The following is a 15420-nucleotide window of genomic DNA, read 5'->3' as shown; positions in this document are numbered from 1 at the left end:
CACGAAGTGCTTCCTTGGAAAGCTTGCTGTATAAGGGTTTGTGGGTAATATATGGTGTATTCACAATGCGAAAAAGGACCGGGTGGGTTTCCCGGTTTTTCTTATTTTGCTAAAAAGGAGATGAGAACGGTGGAGGAACAGATCTTCAATTCAATGATTCAACAAGGAGCATTCGCAGCGTTATTTGTGTGGATGCTTTTTACTACGCAAAAAAAGAATGAACAGCGTGAAGAACAGTATCAAAAAGTAATCGAAAAAAACCAGGCAGTCATCGAAGAACAAGCAAAAGCATTTGGTTCACTTGCAAAGGATGTATCAGACATTAAACAAAAAATTATGGGGAATGGTGACGACAAATGAAAAAATCTATTAAATTATTAGCCTCAATTTCTACTGCAGCTATCATTGAATTTACTTCAACAGGTAGTGTCTTTGCTGATCGAGAAATGATTATTCCAGGGTTACCTAAAGTCGAATATCGCAATGGATATGGAGCGTATGAAGGTGTAGTAGCACATTCTACAGCGACTCCTGAAGCACCTGCTATTAATATCCGAAACTATGAAGCAAGAACATGGCGTTCCGCATTTGTACATTATGCAACAGATTGGGATGAAACAATTCAAATTGCTTCTACTAAGTATCAAGCATGGGGAGCAGGTCCGGTAGCTAATAAACGATTTGTTCATGTAGAGCTCTCTGAAACAAGTGACCCTATTAAATTTGAAAAATCCTATGAGAGATATGTGAAGCTACTAGCTAAGATTTTACGTGATAGAAACATTGATCCATCCATTGGATTGTGGACGCATAAAGACATTACGTATAAACTTGGTGGCACAGATCACGAAGATCCGATTGATTATCTTCGCAGTCATGGTGTATCAGAATCAAAGTTTCGTGCTGATGTATTAAAAGCATATAATGGAAATTCTATTTCAGTTGAAGCGAAACCAAAGCAACCAAGTGAAGTACCTGGTGTTATGAATGAAGCGGGAGTAGCGTATATTGATGGATACAATATAAACCTTCGTTCTGGTCCATCCACAATAAATAGTGTTATTCGTAAGTTACAAAAAGGTGAATCATATAAAGTCTGGGGTAAAGTAGGAAATTGGTTGAATCTTGGAGGAAATCAGTGGATTTATAACGATTCCTCATACATTCGCTATAAAGAAGGATGGTCATCTGTAGAAGGTAAACGTGTAGTTTCTAAAGTGAATGACTTACGCTTCTATTCAAAGCCTTCCTGGTTAGATAGAGATGTTGCAGGAACTGTGGATGAAGGGTTAGGATTTACAATTGAGGCAAAAGTAGGTGTGGATGGTTCCTCGCAATATAAAGTACATAATAGTAAAGGGGAGATATATTATGTAACAGCAAATTTAGTCTGTGTATATGTGAAATAGGAAAAAAGAAGAAGGGCTTCTTTGACACATTTAGTGAAAGGGCCCTTTTTAGAATTTTCTCATGGCTTCTTTTCTATTATTTTAGAAAATCAAAGCATATTATTTTCAGTTATTGCTGCTTAGGATAGTCAAATGTTATATGATATTTAGACACTATTTCAAAATTAGTTGTGTTTTTTATTTTTACTTTCATTCAATACACCGTCAGCTAGAAATTTAATACTTGCGCCTATACTTAGAGCGAATATTACTCCTCCTATTTTAGTCTGATAGAAATTAAATATAAATAATACAACAGAAAGTACAATACTTAAGATAGCGATTATATAATATTTATTCATAGACTGGCTCCTTTTATTGTAATTTTGAAAGAGTTTTATCTCGAATCTCATAGATATAATCACCTAGTTGATTTTTAAACTCTTCAATATGAGTAACAAATATTAAACTATTGCCTCTTTCAAGAAATTTAACTAAAATTTTATATATTTCTTGTTGAGAATTTTTATCAAGTGCTGTAAAAGGTTCATCTAATAATAGAAGATTAATATTACGACTAATCATAGAGATAAGAAAGAGTTTATATTTCATTCCCAAAGAATAAGTATGTACTTGATCATGTAAAGATTCTTGACTAAGTTCAAATAAATCACAGTACATTTTAACTTCTTGTAGGTAATTATCTTTATCTTTTATTCTCCACAACGAGCATATGTATTGAATATTTTCCCATCCCGTAAGTAAATCAAAAATTGGTGGGTTGTTAGGAATAAAAGCTGTATTTCTTTTGAACTCTAACAAATCAATCTCTTTTCGTTTCTTATAAATTTTCGTTTCAGTTCCTGTCATCATATAATTTAGCAACGTAGTTTTACCAGAACCATTTGCTCCAGTGATACAGTATGATTTTCCATCTTCAATGATTAAAGAGGATTCCTGTAATATTATTTTATTTTCAAATTGTAATCTCGGTACTTGAATCTTATATGCCAATACCTATACCCCCAAATAATTGAACCATATTCAAACTGATAACTATAATAAATAAAATGGATAAAATAATTTTTGAAAAATTCGTACTAAACCCTACTAATTTCGTAAATCCAACATACATCGCTATACAAACTAATCCAACACTTAGTAATGAGAATACTACAAAAATAAACTGTGGTAAATCTCCTTCAAAATTTATAATGGTTAGAAAATTTAATGCTTGTGTAATCAAAAAGATTGAAGTTCCTGATAATATTACACTGTACATTCTTTTTATGGATAGATCCGGTTTATTCATTAGACCTATCAATGACCAAAACATTGTAAAAATAAAACATAGTATGAGTATAAATGGTGTTATAATTGCTGATATTAACACCATTATAGTTAACCAATCTTTGAATGCGTGAAAGGATTTGAAATTGTAAATAATTGTAGATAATAATGTGTTAAAAAATAATAAAGAAACAATATTAAATAAAACAACCTTTTTTTTTGTATTAAAAAATGAACTAGAATTATTTTCGTTTTCTTTCATAGAAATTCTCCTTTTAAAATGAACTATAGTAACCTTCAATTAAAGATGCGAATCCACAACATACCGATGCGATTACAATTACACTTCCTATTTCTAAATAGACTTTTTTCCAAGAAAAAGATACGGTTTTTATTTTTATTAGAATATAAATAGGTAAGCAAGTAATAGAAGACATTAAAAATATGGACAACAATTCGGGTAATGCGTGTGGTAAAAATCCAGTGAATATAGGGGACATCCCTGCACTTTTAAATATCGTATATAAAGTCTCACCAACTATTACACCGTTAAAAACTACAACAAAGAGGGAATAAACACCCCCTGTTAAAGTCCCTATAACTAAAATACTGAAAAGCACTAAAATATTATTATTAAAAACTGTAGATGTATCTAACTCTTTTGGTTGTAAATTAATAATTTGATCATTTGCAGAGAAGCATCCGTAAATAAACCCACTTAAAAATAATAATAATTGTAACAGGATTAAAAACTTCCAAGGAAAAATTATAAGTTTAGCTTTCATTTTTTCACAACCTTAACCATTTAGAGTCAAATTTTTTAATGTTATTGACAGCATATTTTTTTGAAACAAATATAAATGCTCCACTTATTAAAATATAAAAGATTACATAGGTAGAAAAAATGTAAAATATCACTTGTACTGGAATCTGCATAAATAATAAGAAATATAAAAAATATAATAATGGTAGAACTAATATTTTTCGTGGTATGGCTTGAATTTTATTAATAAGCTCCTCTTCTTCTGTGGATCCTACATCCATATAAGTAATATAGTCTGTTTTAATTAAAAATGTAGTAGCCCACATTTGAACGATAGGTACTAATATGAATGTAATACATATTATGATTATCCCGAAGATATATGTAATATTTATAAACATCATATATATAGTAACTAGCAACAAACATATTGTAGGAATAATCATTAAAGTATACATTAGTGAAATTTTACTTCTATATAATGGGTATATGCCTGTTCCAGAAAAACGAAATAGTACAATTTTTTCTCTCATTGCACCTAATAAAAATAATTGAGGGTACTCTGTTCTTAATTCAAAACAATGATTAAACATGATTAACAATAATAACGCCATAAATAGTAAATATTCTAAGGCATTATCATGTGAAGAGTGAAATAAGTTCACAAAAAGTCCCATATAAAATAAAGATTCATATGTAAAAAAAATCATTTGAAAGAATTTTGGTGAAATTAAAAACCTTTCTCTTTCCAATAATTTAATTTCAAATTCCAAAATCTCATCGTTAAATATTCTTCTATTAAATGATGAATATAGTTTTGAGAAATAATACAGTAAATCTTTTTTATTTTTCACTGAAACTATAAACCTATTTAGTAAAGGCTTACTTTTTATAGATAGCACAAGTGCTATACATAGCAATAAAATGAAACTCATATACGGTGAAAAAATGACATAATCACAAATTGACTTTAATACGAATAATGTTTTATTCATACTGTCTTGCAAGGGATTAATAATAGAATTAAAAAATTCTTGTGTAACTGTCTCTGCATAATCTTCATCCGTTAAAATCTTAGACGTAATAATACGTTCGCGTACTACATAAAATGGTTGTTTAAAAATATCTACTAATTTGTAACCTAAGAAAAAAAAGAGGCATGAAAATACAGCATAAAATAAAAAGCGAATTGCTCCTATTGGCTTTTGAATTTTACTAATGAAATAGGAAGCGGAAATTTTGTTAAATAAAGTGAATATTAATATTAGTAGTAATATACAGTTTGTAAGTGAAAGAATTGTATATACTAATCCTTTTAAATACATGTTCAATATAAACAATAAAGATAGGCCACTAATATTTCCAAACAACGCCCATAGTAAAGAAGAAAACATGTTTAAATTGTAGACTTTCTCCATGGGAAACAGACTGTATATATATATGTCAGACTTTAATATTGCTGTTTCTTTATATGAAGTAATTGATTTTATAAAGCAAGAAATTATGAGAAAACCAACATTTGCATATAAAATATTCCACATATATTTCTCATTAAATAAAACGTTTGAAATATAAAACATAAAAATTCCTATGAATATTTTAAATAACATACTACAAAGAATTAAGTTTCTATTGGATACACGTTTAGTAAAAGAAAATCTATTTAATATTGCAGAATATTGAGTTGTAAATTTTAATTTAAAATCTATTGATAGAAGTTTTAATATATTCACAACTACCTCCATTGTTTCTTTATATTTAATGTAAGAAAGAGACTGAATAGTATTATCCAGTCTCTTTCTTAATTTAAAATAAATTAGTAAGCAATTGCAGCTTTCTTACCTTTTTCTTTAGCTAAATCCGTAAGGTATTTTCTAATACCTTGTGCTCCAGCTGCAGCAACAAGAGCTGCTCCACCTGTTCCAAGAGAACCGATTAAAGCAACAAGGGAAACACCCCAAGAGATATAGTCAAGCCATGCAAAGACTTGTGCGGCTGCTACAGTAGATAAATTGAACTCTTTTACTAAATTCATTTCAGGTAAAATGCCTAATAAGAATGCATATGAAGCCAATAAAGCACCACCTACTGCAAGTAAAGCACCAAAGCTAACGGCTCTTCCTTTAACTGAGTATGTCATAATATCGCCTCCTTCCAAAAGTAATCTTAATATATAATTTTAAATATTTCAATTTATTTTTTTATTCAAAATATGCATAAAAAAACTTTTGTGAATTTTTAAAACATATTATATATAAAAATAACTATATTGATGAGAATTATAAATGTAAACTAAATGAAAAATGTATTTATATTCATTTTTTAGAAAAAACAAAATATTTCATCCTGTCATTATTTTAAAGTTATGATATATTTAATTGTTAATAAAATTAAAATTTATTATTAAAAAGGAGACATATGATGCAATCAAATATTATTTCTACCCCAAAAAGAAAAAAGAAAGGGATTATTGTCGGGGTTATTGCACTAATTGTTATTGTAGCGGCAATTAATATTTTTGTTATGCAAGGTAAGAAGAAGGGGGCATCAACAAATGCTGATGCTGTAAGTTTTGAGAAAGTGACAGAGCGTAAGTTGAATAATACAAAGTTAATTTCTGGTCAGGTGAAGCCTGGTAATATCGAAAGCTTCTATGCAGATCCGGCCAAAGGAAAGGTGAAAGATATTGAGGTAAAAGAAGGGCAAGAGGTAGAAAAAGGTACGAAGTTATTCTCTTATGACAATGAAGAGATTAACCTTCAAATGAAGCAAGCTGAGCTTGATCAGAAGATGGCAGATATGCGTTATGATCAAGGAAAGAAAAAGATTGATTCGCTCAAGAAAGAAATTAAGAAGGCAAAAGATAGCGGAGCTGGGAAAGAAGTAACAGATCCGGTGGAAGAGCAAGTAAACGAATTAGAGATAGCTCAAAAGACAACTGACCTTGAGAAAGAAAAAGGAAAGTTGCAGAAAGAAGAGTTAAGTAAGAAGCAGAAAGAGCTTACGATCTATAGTAATTTCGCTGGTGTTGTTCAAAAGTTAGATAAAGATGCGGCACAAAGTTCATCTCAAGCGTTAGGTGGTCAAGGAAAAGCGTTTTTACAAGTAGCTTCTAAAGATCCATTCCAAGTTCAAGGTACGTTAACTGAGCTTCAGAAGTCACAAATTCAAAAGGATCAAACAGTCACTGTAACTGCGAAAGCAAATAATAAGAAGAAGTGGACTGGTAAGATTACAGAGGTAAGCGAATTCCCAACAAGTGCAGAGATGGCGAAAGCTGGCGGCATGGGTGAAGCAACTCAAAATATGTCTCAGTATACATATAAAGCTAGCCTTGATAGTCAAGATGGTTTATCTCCAGGTTATCATGTTTCCCTGCAAGTAAACTTAGAGAATAAGACGATGATTGCTGTTCCAAGTAAAAGCATTGTAGAAAAAGGCGATGATGCATTTGTTTATGTTGAGGATAAAGGGAAGCTTCGTAAACAAAATGTGAAAAAAGGTTCTACTGATGGAGACTGGACAGAGGTTGTAGAAGGCGTAACAGTGGGGCAAAAGGTGGTTAAAAATCCTTCCGACGATGTGTATGACGGAATGGAAGTGAAAGAGAAATGATTACGTTAAATCATATTGCTAAAACGTATTATCAAGGAAAATTGGCGGTGCCGATTTTGCATGGTATTAGTTTAACGATTCAGAGTGGTGAGTTCGTTTCGATTATGGGACCGTCTGGTTCTGGTAAGTCGACGCTTATGAATATTATTGGTTGCTTAGATCGTCCAACAGAAGGCGAATATATGCTGAATGACGTGAATATCTTAACAGCAGACGAGTCAAAGCTTGCTTTCATTCGTAATGAATATATTGGCTTTGTATTCCAGCATTTTAATTTACTGCCTCGTCTTTCCGCAGTGGAAAATGTTGAGCTTCCGCTCGTATACGGTGGCGTGAAGAAAGCGGAGCGTCGCAAGCGTGCTTTGGAGGCGTTAGGTAAAGTTGGATTAGCAGACCGCGTGCATCATTTACCAAATGAGTTATCCGGTGGACAGAAGCAGCGTGTAGCGATTGCGAGAGCGATTGCGAATAACCCAACGTTCATTATGGCCGATGAACCGACTGGTGCACTTGATACGAAGTCTGGTGAGCAAGTTATGGATATTTTCACGAAGCTTAATGCAGAAGGTACAACAATTGTTATGGTTACGCATGAAGAGGAAGTAGCAGCGTATTCTTCCCGCCGCATTGTACTGCGAGACGGGAAAGTTACAGAAGATAGAAGGTGTGCGGTATGAGTTTACTAGATAGTATAAAAATTGCCCTATCTTCTATTTTAGCGCATAAATTACGTTCAGCTCTTACGATGCTCGGTATTATTATCGGGGTAGGTTCGATTATTACGGTCGTTGCAATCGGGCAAGGCGGGGAAGCGGCATTGAAATCGCAGTTTGTTGGGGCAGGTAATCAAACAGTTCCGATTCATTATAGTGCAGATATAAACGATCCTTTCGGTATGGGAATGGTAGAAGCACCGAAGATAACTGAAGAAGACATTTTTGAAATTAAAAAAATTCCAGAAATCGCACATGTGGTAACAACAAATTCAACCATGGAACCACTTGATATTGAAGATAAAAAAGAAATGGTGAGCATTACTGGATTAGATAGTGAGTACTTTGCAGTAAATAAAGTAAAGTTGTTAAAGGGACGTTCTTTACAAGAATCAGATGTGGATCAAGGTAATAACGTTGTTATGATTAGTAAACAAATGGAAGAAAAGGTGTTTAAGGATACCAATCCAGTCGGTAAAATTATTGAAATGAAAGGTCAACCGATGCAAATTATCGGTGTCTACAAATCAGATAATGAGTTTATGGGAATGGGACCATCAGAAGCACTAGTTCCCATTTCATTATGGCCGACACTGTATGGGAAAGATGAAATTCAAAATATTTCTGTTCAAGCAAAAAATGTAGATAATCTAGAAAAAGCAGGTAAAAAAGCTGCAGATGTTTTAAATAGTCGTAAACCGACTGATGCAACTGGTAAATATGAAGTTATGAATTTAAAAGAAATTCAAGAAGGTATTTCGAAGATGACCGGTATTATGACAATGATCATCGGTGGTATCGCTGGTATTTCATTAGTCGTTGGTGGAATTGGTGTTATGAACATCATGCTTGTATCTGTAACGGAGCGTACACGTGAAATTGGTGTACGTAAAGCACTTGGAGCAACGCGTAGTAAAATTTTATTACAGTTTTTAATTGAAGCAGTTATGTTAACACTTCTAGGTGGTTTAATCGGAATTGGCCTTGGGTATGGCGGAGCATATATCGTTTCTACATTCGCAAAATGGCCACCACTCGTTTCATGGGAAGTTGTCGTTGGAGGCGTACTGTTCTCGATGACACTTGGTATTATTTTCGGATTAATTCCAGCGAACAAAGCTGCGAAATTAGATCCAATTGAAGCATTGCGTTATGAATAATTAATAGTGTAGTAGAACTACACATTACCGTTCTAGTGGGCGGTTCGTAGCCTCTTGCGTGAGGAAGTGAACCGCCCGTTAGAACGGGTTATATAAATAGAGGGAGGCGTTATAATGGAAGCCAATATTAATACGCAAGATGTAGGTGCGAAGAAGCCATCATTATTAGGAATGATTACTTCTCCAGGTGAGCAATTTGAGAGAATGAAGGCGAGCGAGAAAGTTTGGGGTATGTTCTTTTTAGTTACATTGTTACAAGGGCTTGTAGGTGGTTTGACAACATATGTTGTCAACACGTCACCTGAAATGATTAAAATGCAGAAAGAATTAGGTGAACTTGCTGGTAAGGGTTCAATAACATCAGAAGTTATTTATGGAATTGGATCTGGTTTTGTTGGAGCGATGATTGGGGCGCTATTTGTAGCGGCTATTTATAAAGTATTTATGATGTTCTTTGGAAATGATACGTCTTATAAGAAGTTATTAACGATTGTTGTATATACTAATATTATTCTTATTATTGGTGGACTTATTAATGGTATTATAGCCCTAATTTTAGATGGTGGAGCAACCCAGTATACAAGTTTAGGACCATTATTTGACCAAGGTTCACTTGCATATGGAATAGGTAATACAATTGAATTGTTCTATTTATGGAATTTGGTTTTAATTTGGTTAGGGTTACAAGTTACAGCTGGATTAAGTAAAGTGAAAGCAGCTATTCCAATTATTGTTTTATTCATTATTAAAGCGGTATTCTTAGCAGCAATTTTGGTATTAATAGCTAAGTTTTTACCAGGTATGCCAATGTAAATAAATTATATGTATTATAAATAAGTTCAGTGAAAATTAGCAATAGTATTAACCGGTGCTTTAATATACAATGTGCCGGTTAATTTGTCTTCGAATGATGTTTAAATGTAGGTAATCTTGTGGAGAACAGATACTCAAATAATAAATGTATCGTCAAAATAGAACTTGTCCATTAATTTATTTACAATCCCGTTGAAATAAGCGAATTTACCCTTTTTCATTTTCGTTCCAGACTTAATTTTCATAACAAATTCTTTAATAGCTGTTAAGCCGATAGTAAGTTCTTGGTCTTTAGTAAATGCTTTATCATCTGTTGTATGGTTGACGACTTTATTGCACTGTTTTACGACCTTCCACAGTTCTTGAATTGTTTTAGACTCACTGTAAAAAGGGATAACTAAAGAAACAAAACGTTCTGGTACCCAGTGAGCAATAAAATCAGCTTCTTTAATGTTTTCCTCAAGTGTAGTGTTATTTTCATTACTATTACGTTTGTTTATATCTTTTATATTTTGTTTTAAGGAAACAGGTTTTGTTTTAATGGTAGGACACTTTGGAGGACTTTTTATACCTACCTTGTCGGACACTTCCTCCGCAATTGGTTGAATGATAACAGCATTTGAAGTTTGACGCATGTCTTTTTTACGTTTCATTGCTACTTGTTTAACCATTCCTAAATCCACAAGTTTCTTCATTAAACGTTGCACAGTTTTATATGAAACTTCCATGATGTCAGCAATTGAATTTTTACACAGGAAACTAACGCCTACATGTTTGCAACTGTGACGTTTTAAAATTTCAAGTAGTGCAATCAGTTTAGATTGTACATCAGAACGCTTTACGGAGCTTTTAATAAGGTCTCTGTAGGTTCTAACTACTTTGTTTAGTTCTTCTACTTCTTTAAATGTAGAAAGGTTGTGGTAGGATTCTTCTTTTGCTATTACGTCTATGCGTTTCTTTTTCATTACAAATCTTGTCTCCCTTTTGGAAACAAAAAAGCAACAGAATGCCAATTTTAAGCAAACTGTTGCTAAGAAACCCTTACGTACGGTAGAATAGTCCGTAAGAGTACAGCAGGTGTTTGCCTAGTCTAGTTAGGCGGACGGTATATATAGTGTTGTCGCACTATATATACACGCTGTGCTCTTTTGTTTATATGTTGTGTGGTACTCATATGGTACTTGTTTATTTTTATTTGAGTGGTTTAGATGAAAATAAACGCTTTATGCGTTTTAAAAGTATTGATTTATCAGTACGTGTTATTATGCGATACTTTTTGTAAGTTGAGTGGGAATAGTATTTATAAAAAGGTCCATCTATTGCTTATGCATAGGTGGATCTTTTTTATTTTGGTGTTAATACGAACGAAACTATAAAAGTTTATAAAAACGTTCGTTTTTAAATTGACAAAACTACTTCGTCGAGTTAATATGATTATGTAATTCAAACAAAAAGTGAATATTATAGCCGTCGTATAATATCGGGGATATGGCCCGAAAGTTTCTACCTAGCTACCGTAAATGGCTTGACTACGAGGCGTTTTTATAAAGGTGAGGGGAATCTTATCTTTATTCATAGAACGCTTCCATGTATATATGCAATGGAAGCCTTTTTTGTTTCTCGGGATAAAAGAGGGCTAGGAGAAATGCGGCGAGTAATCATATAACGGGGGAAACGTAGGATGAAACGCTATTTTCAGTTTGATGAGCTCGGTACGAATTATAAGACTGAGTTCATAGCAGGGTTAACGACATTTCTATCTATGGCTTACGTACTATTTGTCAATCCTGCTACGCTGTCGCTTGGAAATGTTAAAGGGTTACCAGCAGGTACAGGGATGGATCCAGGTGCAGTATTCGTTGCTACGGCATTAGCGGCAGCGATCGGTTCGTTAATTATGGGTATTTTCGCGAAGTATCCAATTGCTTTAGCGCCAGGTATGGGAATTAACGCGTTCTTTGCTTATACAGCAGTGTTAACGATGGGGATTCCATGGCAAACAGCAATTGCCGGAACATTAATGTCAGGTATTATCTTTATTATTCTTACTGCTTCAGGTATTCGTGAAAAAATCATCAATGCAATTCCATCGGAGTTAAAGTTTGCAGTAGCAGCAGGTATCGGATTGTTCATTGCATTTCTTGGATTCCAAAATGCCGGAATTATCGTGAAAAATGATGCAGTTCTTGTTGGGTTGGGGGACTTAACAAAGGGTACAACGTTACTAGCAATCTTCGGGGTTGTTACTACGATCATCTTCATGATTAAGAAAATTAATGGTGCAGTATTTTACGGTATGATTCTTACAGCGATCTTAGGAGTAGCAACAGGATTAATTGATACTCCGAAAGCTGTGGTGGGAGCAATACCGAGTCTAGAACCAACGTTCGGCGTGGCGTTAACGCACTTCGGAGATATTTTCACAGTTCAAATGGGGATTGTTATTATAACGTTCTTCTTTATCGATTTCTTTGATACAGCAGGTACGCTTGTAGCGGTTGCAAATCAAGCAGGATTAATGAAGAACAATAAATTACCACGTGCAGGAAAAGCGTTATTTGCAGATGCGATTGCAACTGTAATTGGTGCGATCTTGGGTACATCAACAACAACATCTTACATTGAATCGTCTGCAGGGGTAGCAGCAGGAGGTCGTTCTGGATTTACAGCAGTTGTAACAGCAGGATTCTTTTTACTGGCACTATTCTTCTCGCCATTACTAAGTGTTGTAACGCCAGCTGTAACGGCGCCGGCTTTAATTATTGTAGGAATCTTGATGGTTTCTTCCTTAGGGGAAATTGATTGGAAGAAATTCGAGATTGCAGTGCCAGCATTCTTTACAATTATCTCTATGCCACTTACGTATAGTATCGCAACTGGGATTGCGATTGGATTTATCTTCTATCCAATTACAATGGTTGTGAGTGGTCGTCGTAAAGAGGTTCATCCGATTATGTATGTTATGGGAGTTTTATTCGTACTATATTTCATCTACGTTCGTAAATAAAAGGGGTTTTTTAAAGGTCTAGACTTAAGGGGAGTCTAGACCTTTTTTGCGTCTTCAGAAAATCTTAAGGATTTCCGAGCGTTTTTCTTCAGAAGTTTTCCTATAATAGAAGTTAGGGATTAAAAAAGTGATGGGGGAGATATTGTGGCACACGAAACAATACTTGTCGTAGATGATGAAAAAGAAATTCGGAATTTAATTACAATCTATTTAAAGAATGAAGGATATAAAGTATTACAAGCAGGAGACGGAGAAGAAGGATTACGTCTATTGGAAGAAAATGAAGTACATCTAGTCGTATTAGATATTATGATGCCGAAAGTGGATGGTATTCATATGTGTATGAAGGTAAGGGAAGCGAAAGAAATGCCTATTATTATGCTTTCTGCCAAAACGCAAGATATGGATAAGATTTTAGGATTAACAACAGGGGCAGATGATTATGTAACGAAGCCGTTTAATCCGTTAGAGCTAATTGCACGAATTAAATCTCAGTTACGCCGTTATATGAAAATGAATGGTTTCGCTATTCAAAATGAGGACGAGTTAGAAATTGGGGAGATGAAAATCAACATCTCGACCCATAAAGTTATTGTAGAGGGAGAAGAAGTGAAACTAACTCCGAGGGAATTTTCAATTTTAGAATTGCTAGCTAGAAATCCAGGTATGGTGTTTAGTGCGGAGCAAATTTATGAAAAGGTGTGGAACGAACGATCTTTCCAGTCTGATAATACTGTAATGGTGCATATTCGAAAAGTGCGTGAAAAGATTGAGGAGAATCCAAGGAAACCTAGATATATAAAAACAGTATGGGGAGTGGGGTATAAGATTGAAAAAGATATTTAATCCGTTTACTTATATAAGGAAAATAAGACAATTAATTGAGAAATTAGTAAAGAGCGTACGAAAGAGTATAAGGATTCAATTGATTACTACTTTTGCTGCTTGTGCGTTATTAGGAGTTTTGTCAGCAAAGGCAGCAGCACCGTTTTTTGAGAATGCGAATCGTCAAGCAACTATCGATTATCGGGCTGGTATGGAACAAATTAATCACCAAGCTCAAGGAGCGGCAAATAGTTCGGTTCATGAAAATAAATTAGAAGCTATATCAAATATGATCGAAATGGAGAACCAAAATTTAGAGCAAGGGTCTAGAGCTTTGAAGATATTGGTTACTGATGAAAGTGGTAAAGTTTTATATAAAACAAAGCAAGCGCAAGAAGAGCAAATCGATTTGCATAATACGATTCGTAATGCAGCATCATTCGCGATTAATTATACAGATGGTAGAAATGTATTTGAAAGTACAAGAAAAGAGTTTATATCTTTTTCACCTATTACTATTGAAGGAAAGAATTTGTACATGTTTGTTAGTGGAATTCCAGAGGGAGAGGTAATATATGATACGCAAGAAGGACCATTCCCGTTTTTAATTGGTGTACTTGTATTCATTTTCTCTTTCTTCTATATAACAAAGAGAAAGATGAAGCAGATTGAAGCAATGGCACAAGGCGTAAAGGAAATAGAAAGAGGTAACTTAGCCTACCGCATTGAGAAAAAAGGTGAAGATGAGATTGCAGCTTTAACGGAGAATATTAATAATATGGCAGAAGAGCTTATGAATAATATAGAAAAGGAACGTAAATTAGAAAAGCAAAAGAATGAGCTTATCACAAATGTATCGCATGATTTGCGTACACCACTTACTTCTATTATGGGTTACTTACGATTACTTCGAGATTCTAAATATGAAAATAAAGAACAACACGATGAGTATACGAGAATTGCTTTTGCAAAGTCGGAGCAGTTAAAAAATTTAATAGAAGATTTATTTGAGTATACGAAGTTAACAAATGAACAAGTTGTATTAGAAAAACAAGAAGTATGTGTAAATGAGTTGCTTGAGCAATTAATAGAAGAGTTAGTACCGCAAGCGGAAGAGCATGGACTTACTTTTGTTAAGAAGTTTCCTGAGGAACGTGCTTATGCATCGATTGATTCGGAAAAGATGGTTCGTGTATTTGATAATTTACTAATGAATGCAATTAAGTATAGTAAAGATGATGGAGAGATAAAAGTTTCTCTTCAAAGGCAGCGTAGGGATATACAAATTGTAATTGCGAATCATAGTGAAGAGTTTACAAGAGAAGAGTTAGCGAATTTGTTTGAACGTTTCTATAAGAAGGATCAATCTCGAAGTAGAGTAACGGAAGGGTCGGGACTCGGTTTAGCGATTGCGAAAAGTATTGTTGAGTTACAAGGTGGTAGTATTCGAGCGGAATATAGGGATGGCACTATTCAATTTATCGTCTCGTTACCAATTATAGAAAAATAATAAATGAATAGAATGATATGTGATAAAAAGGCTTATTTTAAAAGAAATAAGCCTTTTTATATTTTTTATAAAAATATATTGACGATTAGAGCTTAGAGGTGTAATATAGAACAAGTCGCCGATGACATTAACGTCAAAAGCGACAAACGAAATGAAAAACTTAGTTGACATTAACTAACGAAGATGTTAACATAAGGGAGTCGCAAATGAGCGACTAAGTAGTTCTTTGAAAACTGAACGAAACAAACAACGTGAAACGTCAATTTTTATTTTAGATGCTAGACAAACTAACTTTATTGGAGAGTTTGATCCTGGCTCAGGATGAACGCTGGCGGC

16 protein-coding genes, 1 rRNA gene and 1 riboswitch (1 of these 18 only partly in view) are annotated in these 15420 nt (G+C 33.8%); of the genes, 10 read left to right on the top strand and 7 right to left on the bottom strand.

Annotation, left to right across the window (positions count from 1 at the left end):
• Positions 1-129 precede the first annotated feature (129 nt).
• Together MHH55_RS20705 and MHH55_RS20700 are read left to right on the top strand one after the other, a co-directional pair.
• Positions 130-360 carry a BhlA/UviB family holin-like peptide gene (locus MHH55_RS20705; protein WP_000392439.1) on the top strand — a complete coding sequence of 77 codons (231 nt, stop codon included), beginning with the start codon at positions 130-132 and terminating at the stop codon, positions 358-360.
• Positions 357-1409, top strand: a complete 1053-nt coding sequence (locus tag MHH55_RS20700) for an N-acetylmuramoyl-L-alanine amidase (protein ID WP_340881122.1) — start codon at positions 357-359, stop codon at positions 1407-1409. Before MHH55_RS20705 ends, MHH55_RS20700 begins: the two co-directional genes overlap by 4 nt.
• Before the next feature lie 164 nt (positions 1410-1573).
• Here the strand turns inward: MHH55_RS20700 and MHH55_RS20695 are convergent, their stop codons facing one another.
• The 6 genes from MHH55_RS20695 to MHH55_RS20670 form a co-directional block, all read right to left on the bottom strand.
• Positions 1574-1750, bottom strand: a complete 177-nt coding sequence (locus MHH55_RS20695; RefSeq protein WP_169509503.1) for a hypothetical protein — start codon at positions 1748-1750, stop codon at positions 1574-1576.
• Positions 1751-1763: 13 nt separating this feature from the next.
• Entirely contained in the window at positions 1764-2402 is a 639-nt protein-coding gene (locus tag MHH55_RS20690) for an ATP-binding cassette domain-containing protein (RefSeq protein WP_065485808.1), read from the bottom strand.
• A complete protein-coding gene (locus MHH55_RS20685; RefSeq protein ID WP_065485806.1) occupies positions 2392-2940 on the bottom strand; it encodes a hypothetical protein in 549 nt (182 codons plus the stop codon). Before MHH55_RS20685 ends, MHH55_RS20690 begins: the two co-directional genes overlap by 11 nt.
• A gap of 13 nt (positions 2941-2953) precedes the next feature.
• Positions 2954-3463, bottom strand: a complete 510-nt coding sequence (locus tag MHH55_RS20680) for a stage II sporulation protein M (protein ID WP_340881121.1) — start codon at positions 3461-3463, stop codon at positions 2954-2956.
• A 4-nt stretch (positions 3464-3467) separates the two neighbouring features.
• Positions 3468-5174, bottom strand: coding sequence for a hypothetical protein (locus tag MHH55_RS20675; RefSeq protein ID WP_098771833.1), 1707 nt, complete (start codon positions 5172-5174; stop codon positions 3468-3470).
• A gap of 83 nt (positions 5175-5257) precedes the next feature.
• Entirely contained in the window at positions 5258-5581 is a 324-nt protein-coding gene (locus MHH55_RS20670) for a circular bacteriocin, circularin A/uberolysin family (protein WP_006922886.1), read from the bottom strand.
• A gap of 281 nt (positions 5582-5862) precedes the next feature.
• On the opposite strand from MHH55_RS20670, the gene MHH55_RS20665 reads away from it, so the two are divergent.
• From MHH55_RS20665 to MHH55_RS20650, 4 genes are all read left to right on the top strand, one after another.
• Entirely contained in the window at positions 5863-7056 is a 1194-nt protein-coding gene (locus MHH55_RS20665) for an efflux RND transporter periplasmic adaptor subunit (RefSeq protein WP_340881115.1), read from the top strand.
• Positions 7053-7733, top strand: a complete 681-nt coding sequence (locus MHH55_RS20660) for an ABC transporter ATP-binding protein (RefSeq protein WP_340881113.1) — start codon at positions 7053-7055, stop codon at positions 7731-7733. The genes MHH55_RS20665 and MHH55_RS20660 overlap by 4 nt, the downstream gene beginning before the upstream one ends.
• The gene (locus MHH55_RS20655; RefSeq protein WP_006922891.1) at positions 7730-8929 is read left to right on the top strand and encodes an ABC transporter permease; all 1200 of its coding nucleotides are present in this window, start codon (positions 7730-7732) and stop codon (positions 8927-8929) included. Before MHH55_RS20660 ends, MHH55_RS20655 begins: the two co-directional genes overlap by 4 nt.
• 114 nt (positions 8930-9043) lie before the next feature.
• The gene (locus MHH55_RS20650) at positions 9044-9742 is read left to right on the top strand and encodes a Yip1 family protein (RefSeq protein ID WP_340881111.1); all 699 of its coding nucleotides are present in this window, start codon (positions 9044-9046) and stop codon (positions 9740-9742) included.
• Between the two features lie 134 nt (positions 9743-9876).
• On the opposite strand, the gene MHH55_RS20645 is transcribed toward MHH55_RS20650, so the two are convergent.
• Positions 9877-10707 carry a helix-turn-helix domain-containing protein gene (locus MHH55_RS20645; RefSeq protein WP_340881109.1) on the bottom strand — a complete coding sequence of 277 codons (831 nt, stop codon included), beginning with the start codon at positions 10705-10707 and terminating at the stop codon, positions 9877-9879.
• A gap of 484 nt (positions 10708-11191) precedes the next feature.
• Positions 11192-11294, top strand: a riboswitch (purine riboswitch).
• Positions 11295-11423: 129 nt separating this feature from the next.
• Between MHH55_RS20645 and MHH55_RS20640 the strand changes: the two genes are divergently transcribed.
• The 4 genes from MHH55_RS20640 to MHH55_RS20625 all read left to right on the top strand — a co-directional run.
• The gene (locus tag MHH55_RS20640; RefSeq protein WP_000833082.1) at positions 11424-12749 is read left to right on the top strand and encodes an NCS2 family permease; all 1326 of its coding nucleotides are present in this window, start codon (positions 11424-11426) and stop codon (positions 12747-12749) included.
• Positions 12750-12893: 144 nt separating this feature from the next.
• Positions 12894-13595 (top strand): response regulator transcription factor, encoded by a 702-nt coding sequence (locus MHH55_RS20635; protein WP_000929885.1) that lies wholly within the window; start codon positions 12894-12896, stop codon positions 13593-13595.
• The gene (gene ampS / locus MHH55_RS20630) at positions 13579-15084 is read left to right on the top strand and encodes an aminopeptidase AmpS (protein ID WP_000719223.1); all 1506 of its coding nucleotides are present in this window, start codon (positions 13579-13581) and stop codon (positions 15082-15084) included. Before MHH55_RS20635 ends, ampS begins: the two co-directional genes overlap by 17 nt.
• Before the next feature lie 293 nt (positions 15085-15377).
• Positions 15378-15420 (top strand): 16S ribosomal RNA (locus tag MHH55_RS20625) (it continues 1509 nt past the right edge of the window).

The sequence above is a fragment of the Bacillus sp. FSL K6-2944 genome (assembly GCF_038005385.1).
In the GTDB taxonomy this organism is placed as follows: domain Bacteria; phylum Bacillota; class Bacilli; order Bacillales; family Bacillaceae_G; genus Bacillus_A; species Bacillus_A cereus.
The sequence above is the reverse complement of the archived record's forward strand: the minus strand, read 5'-3'. Positions and strand labels throughout refer to the sequence as shown.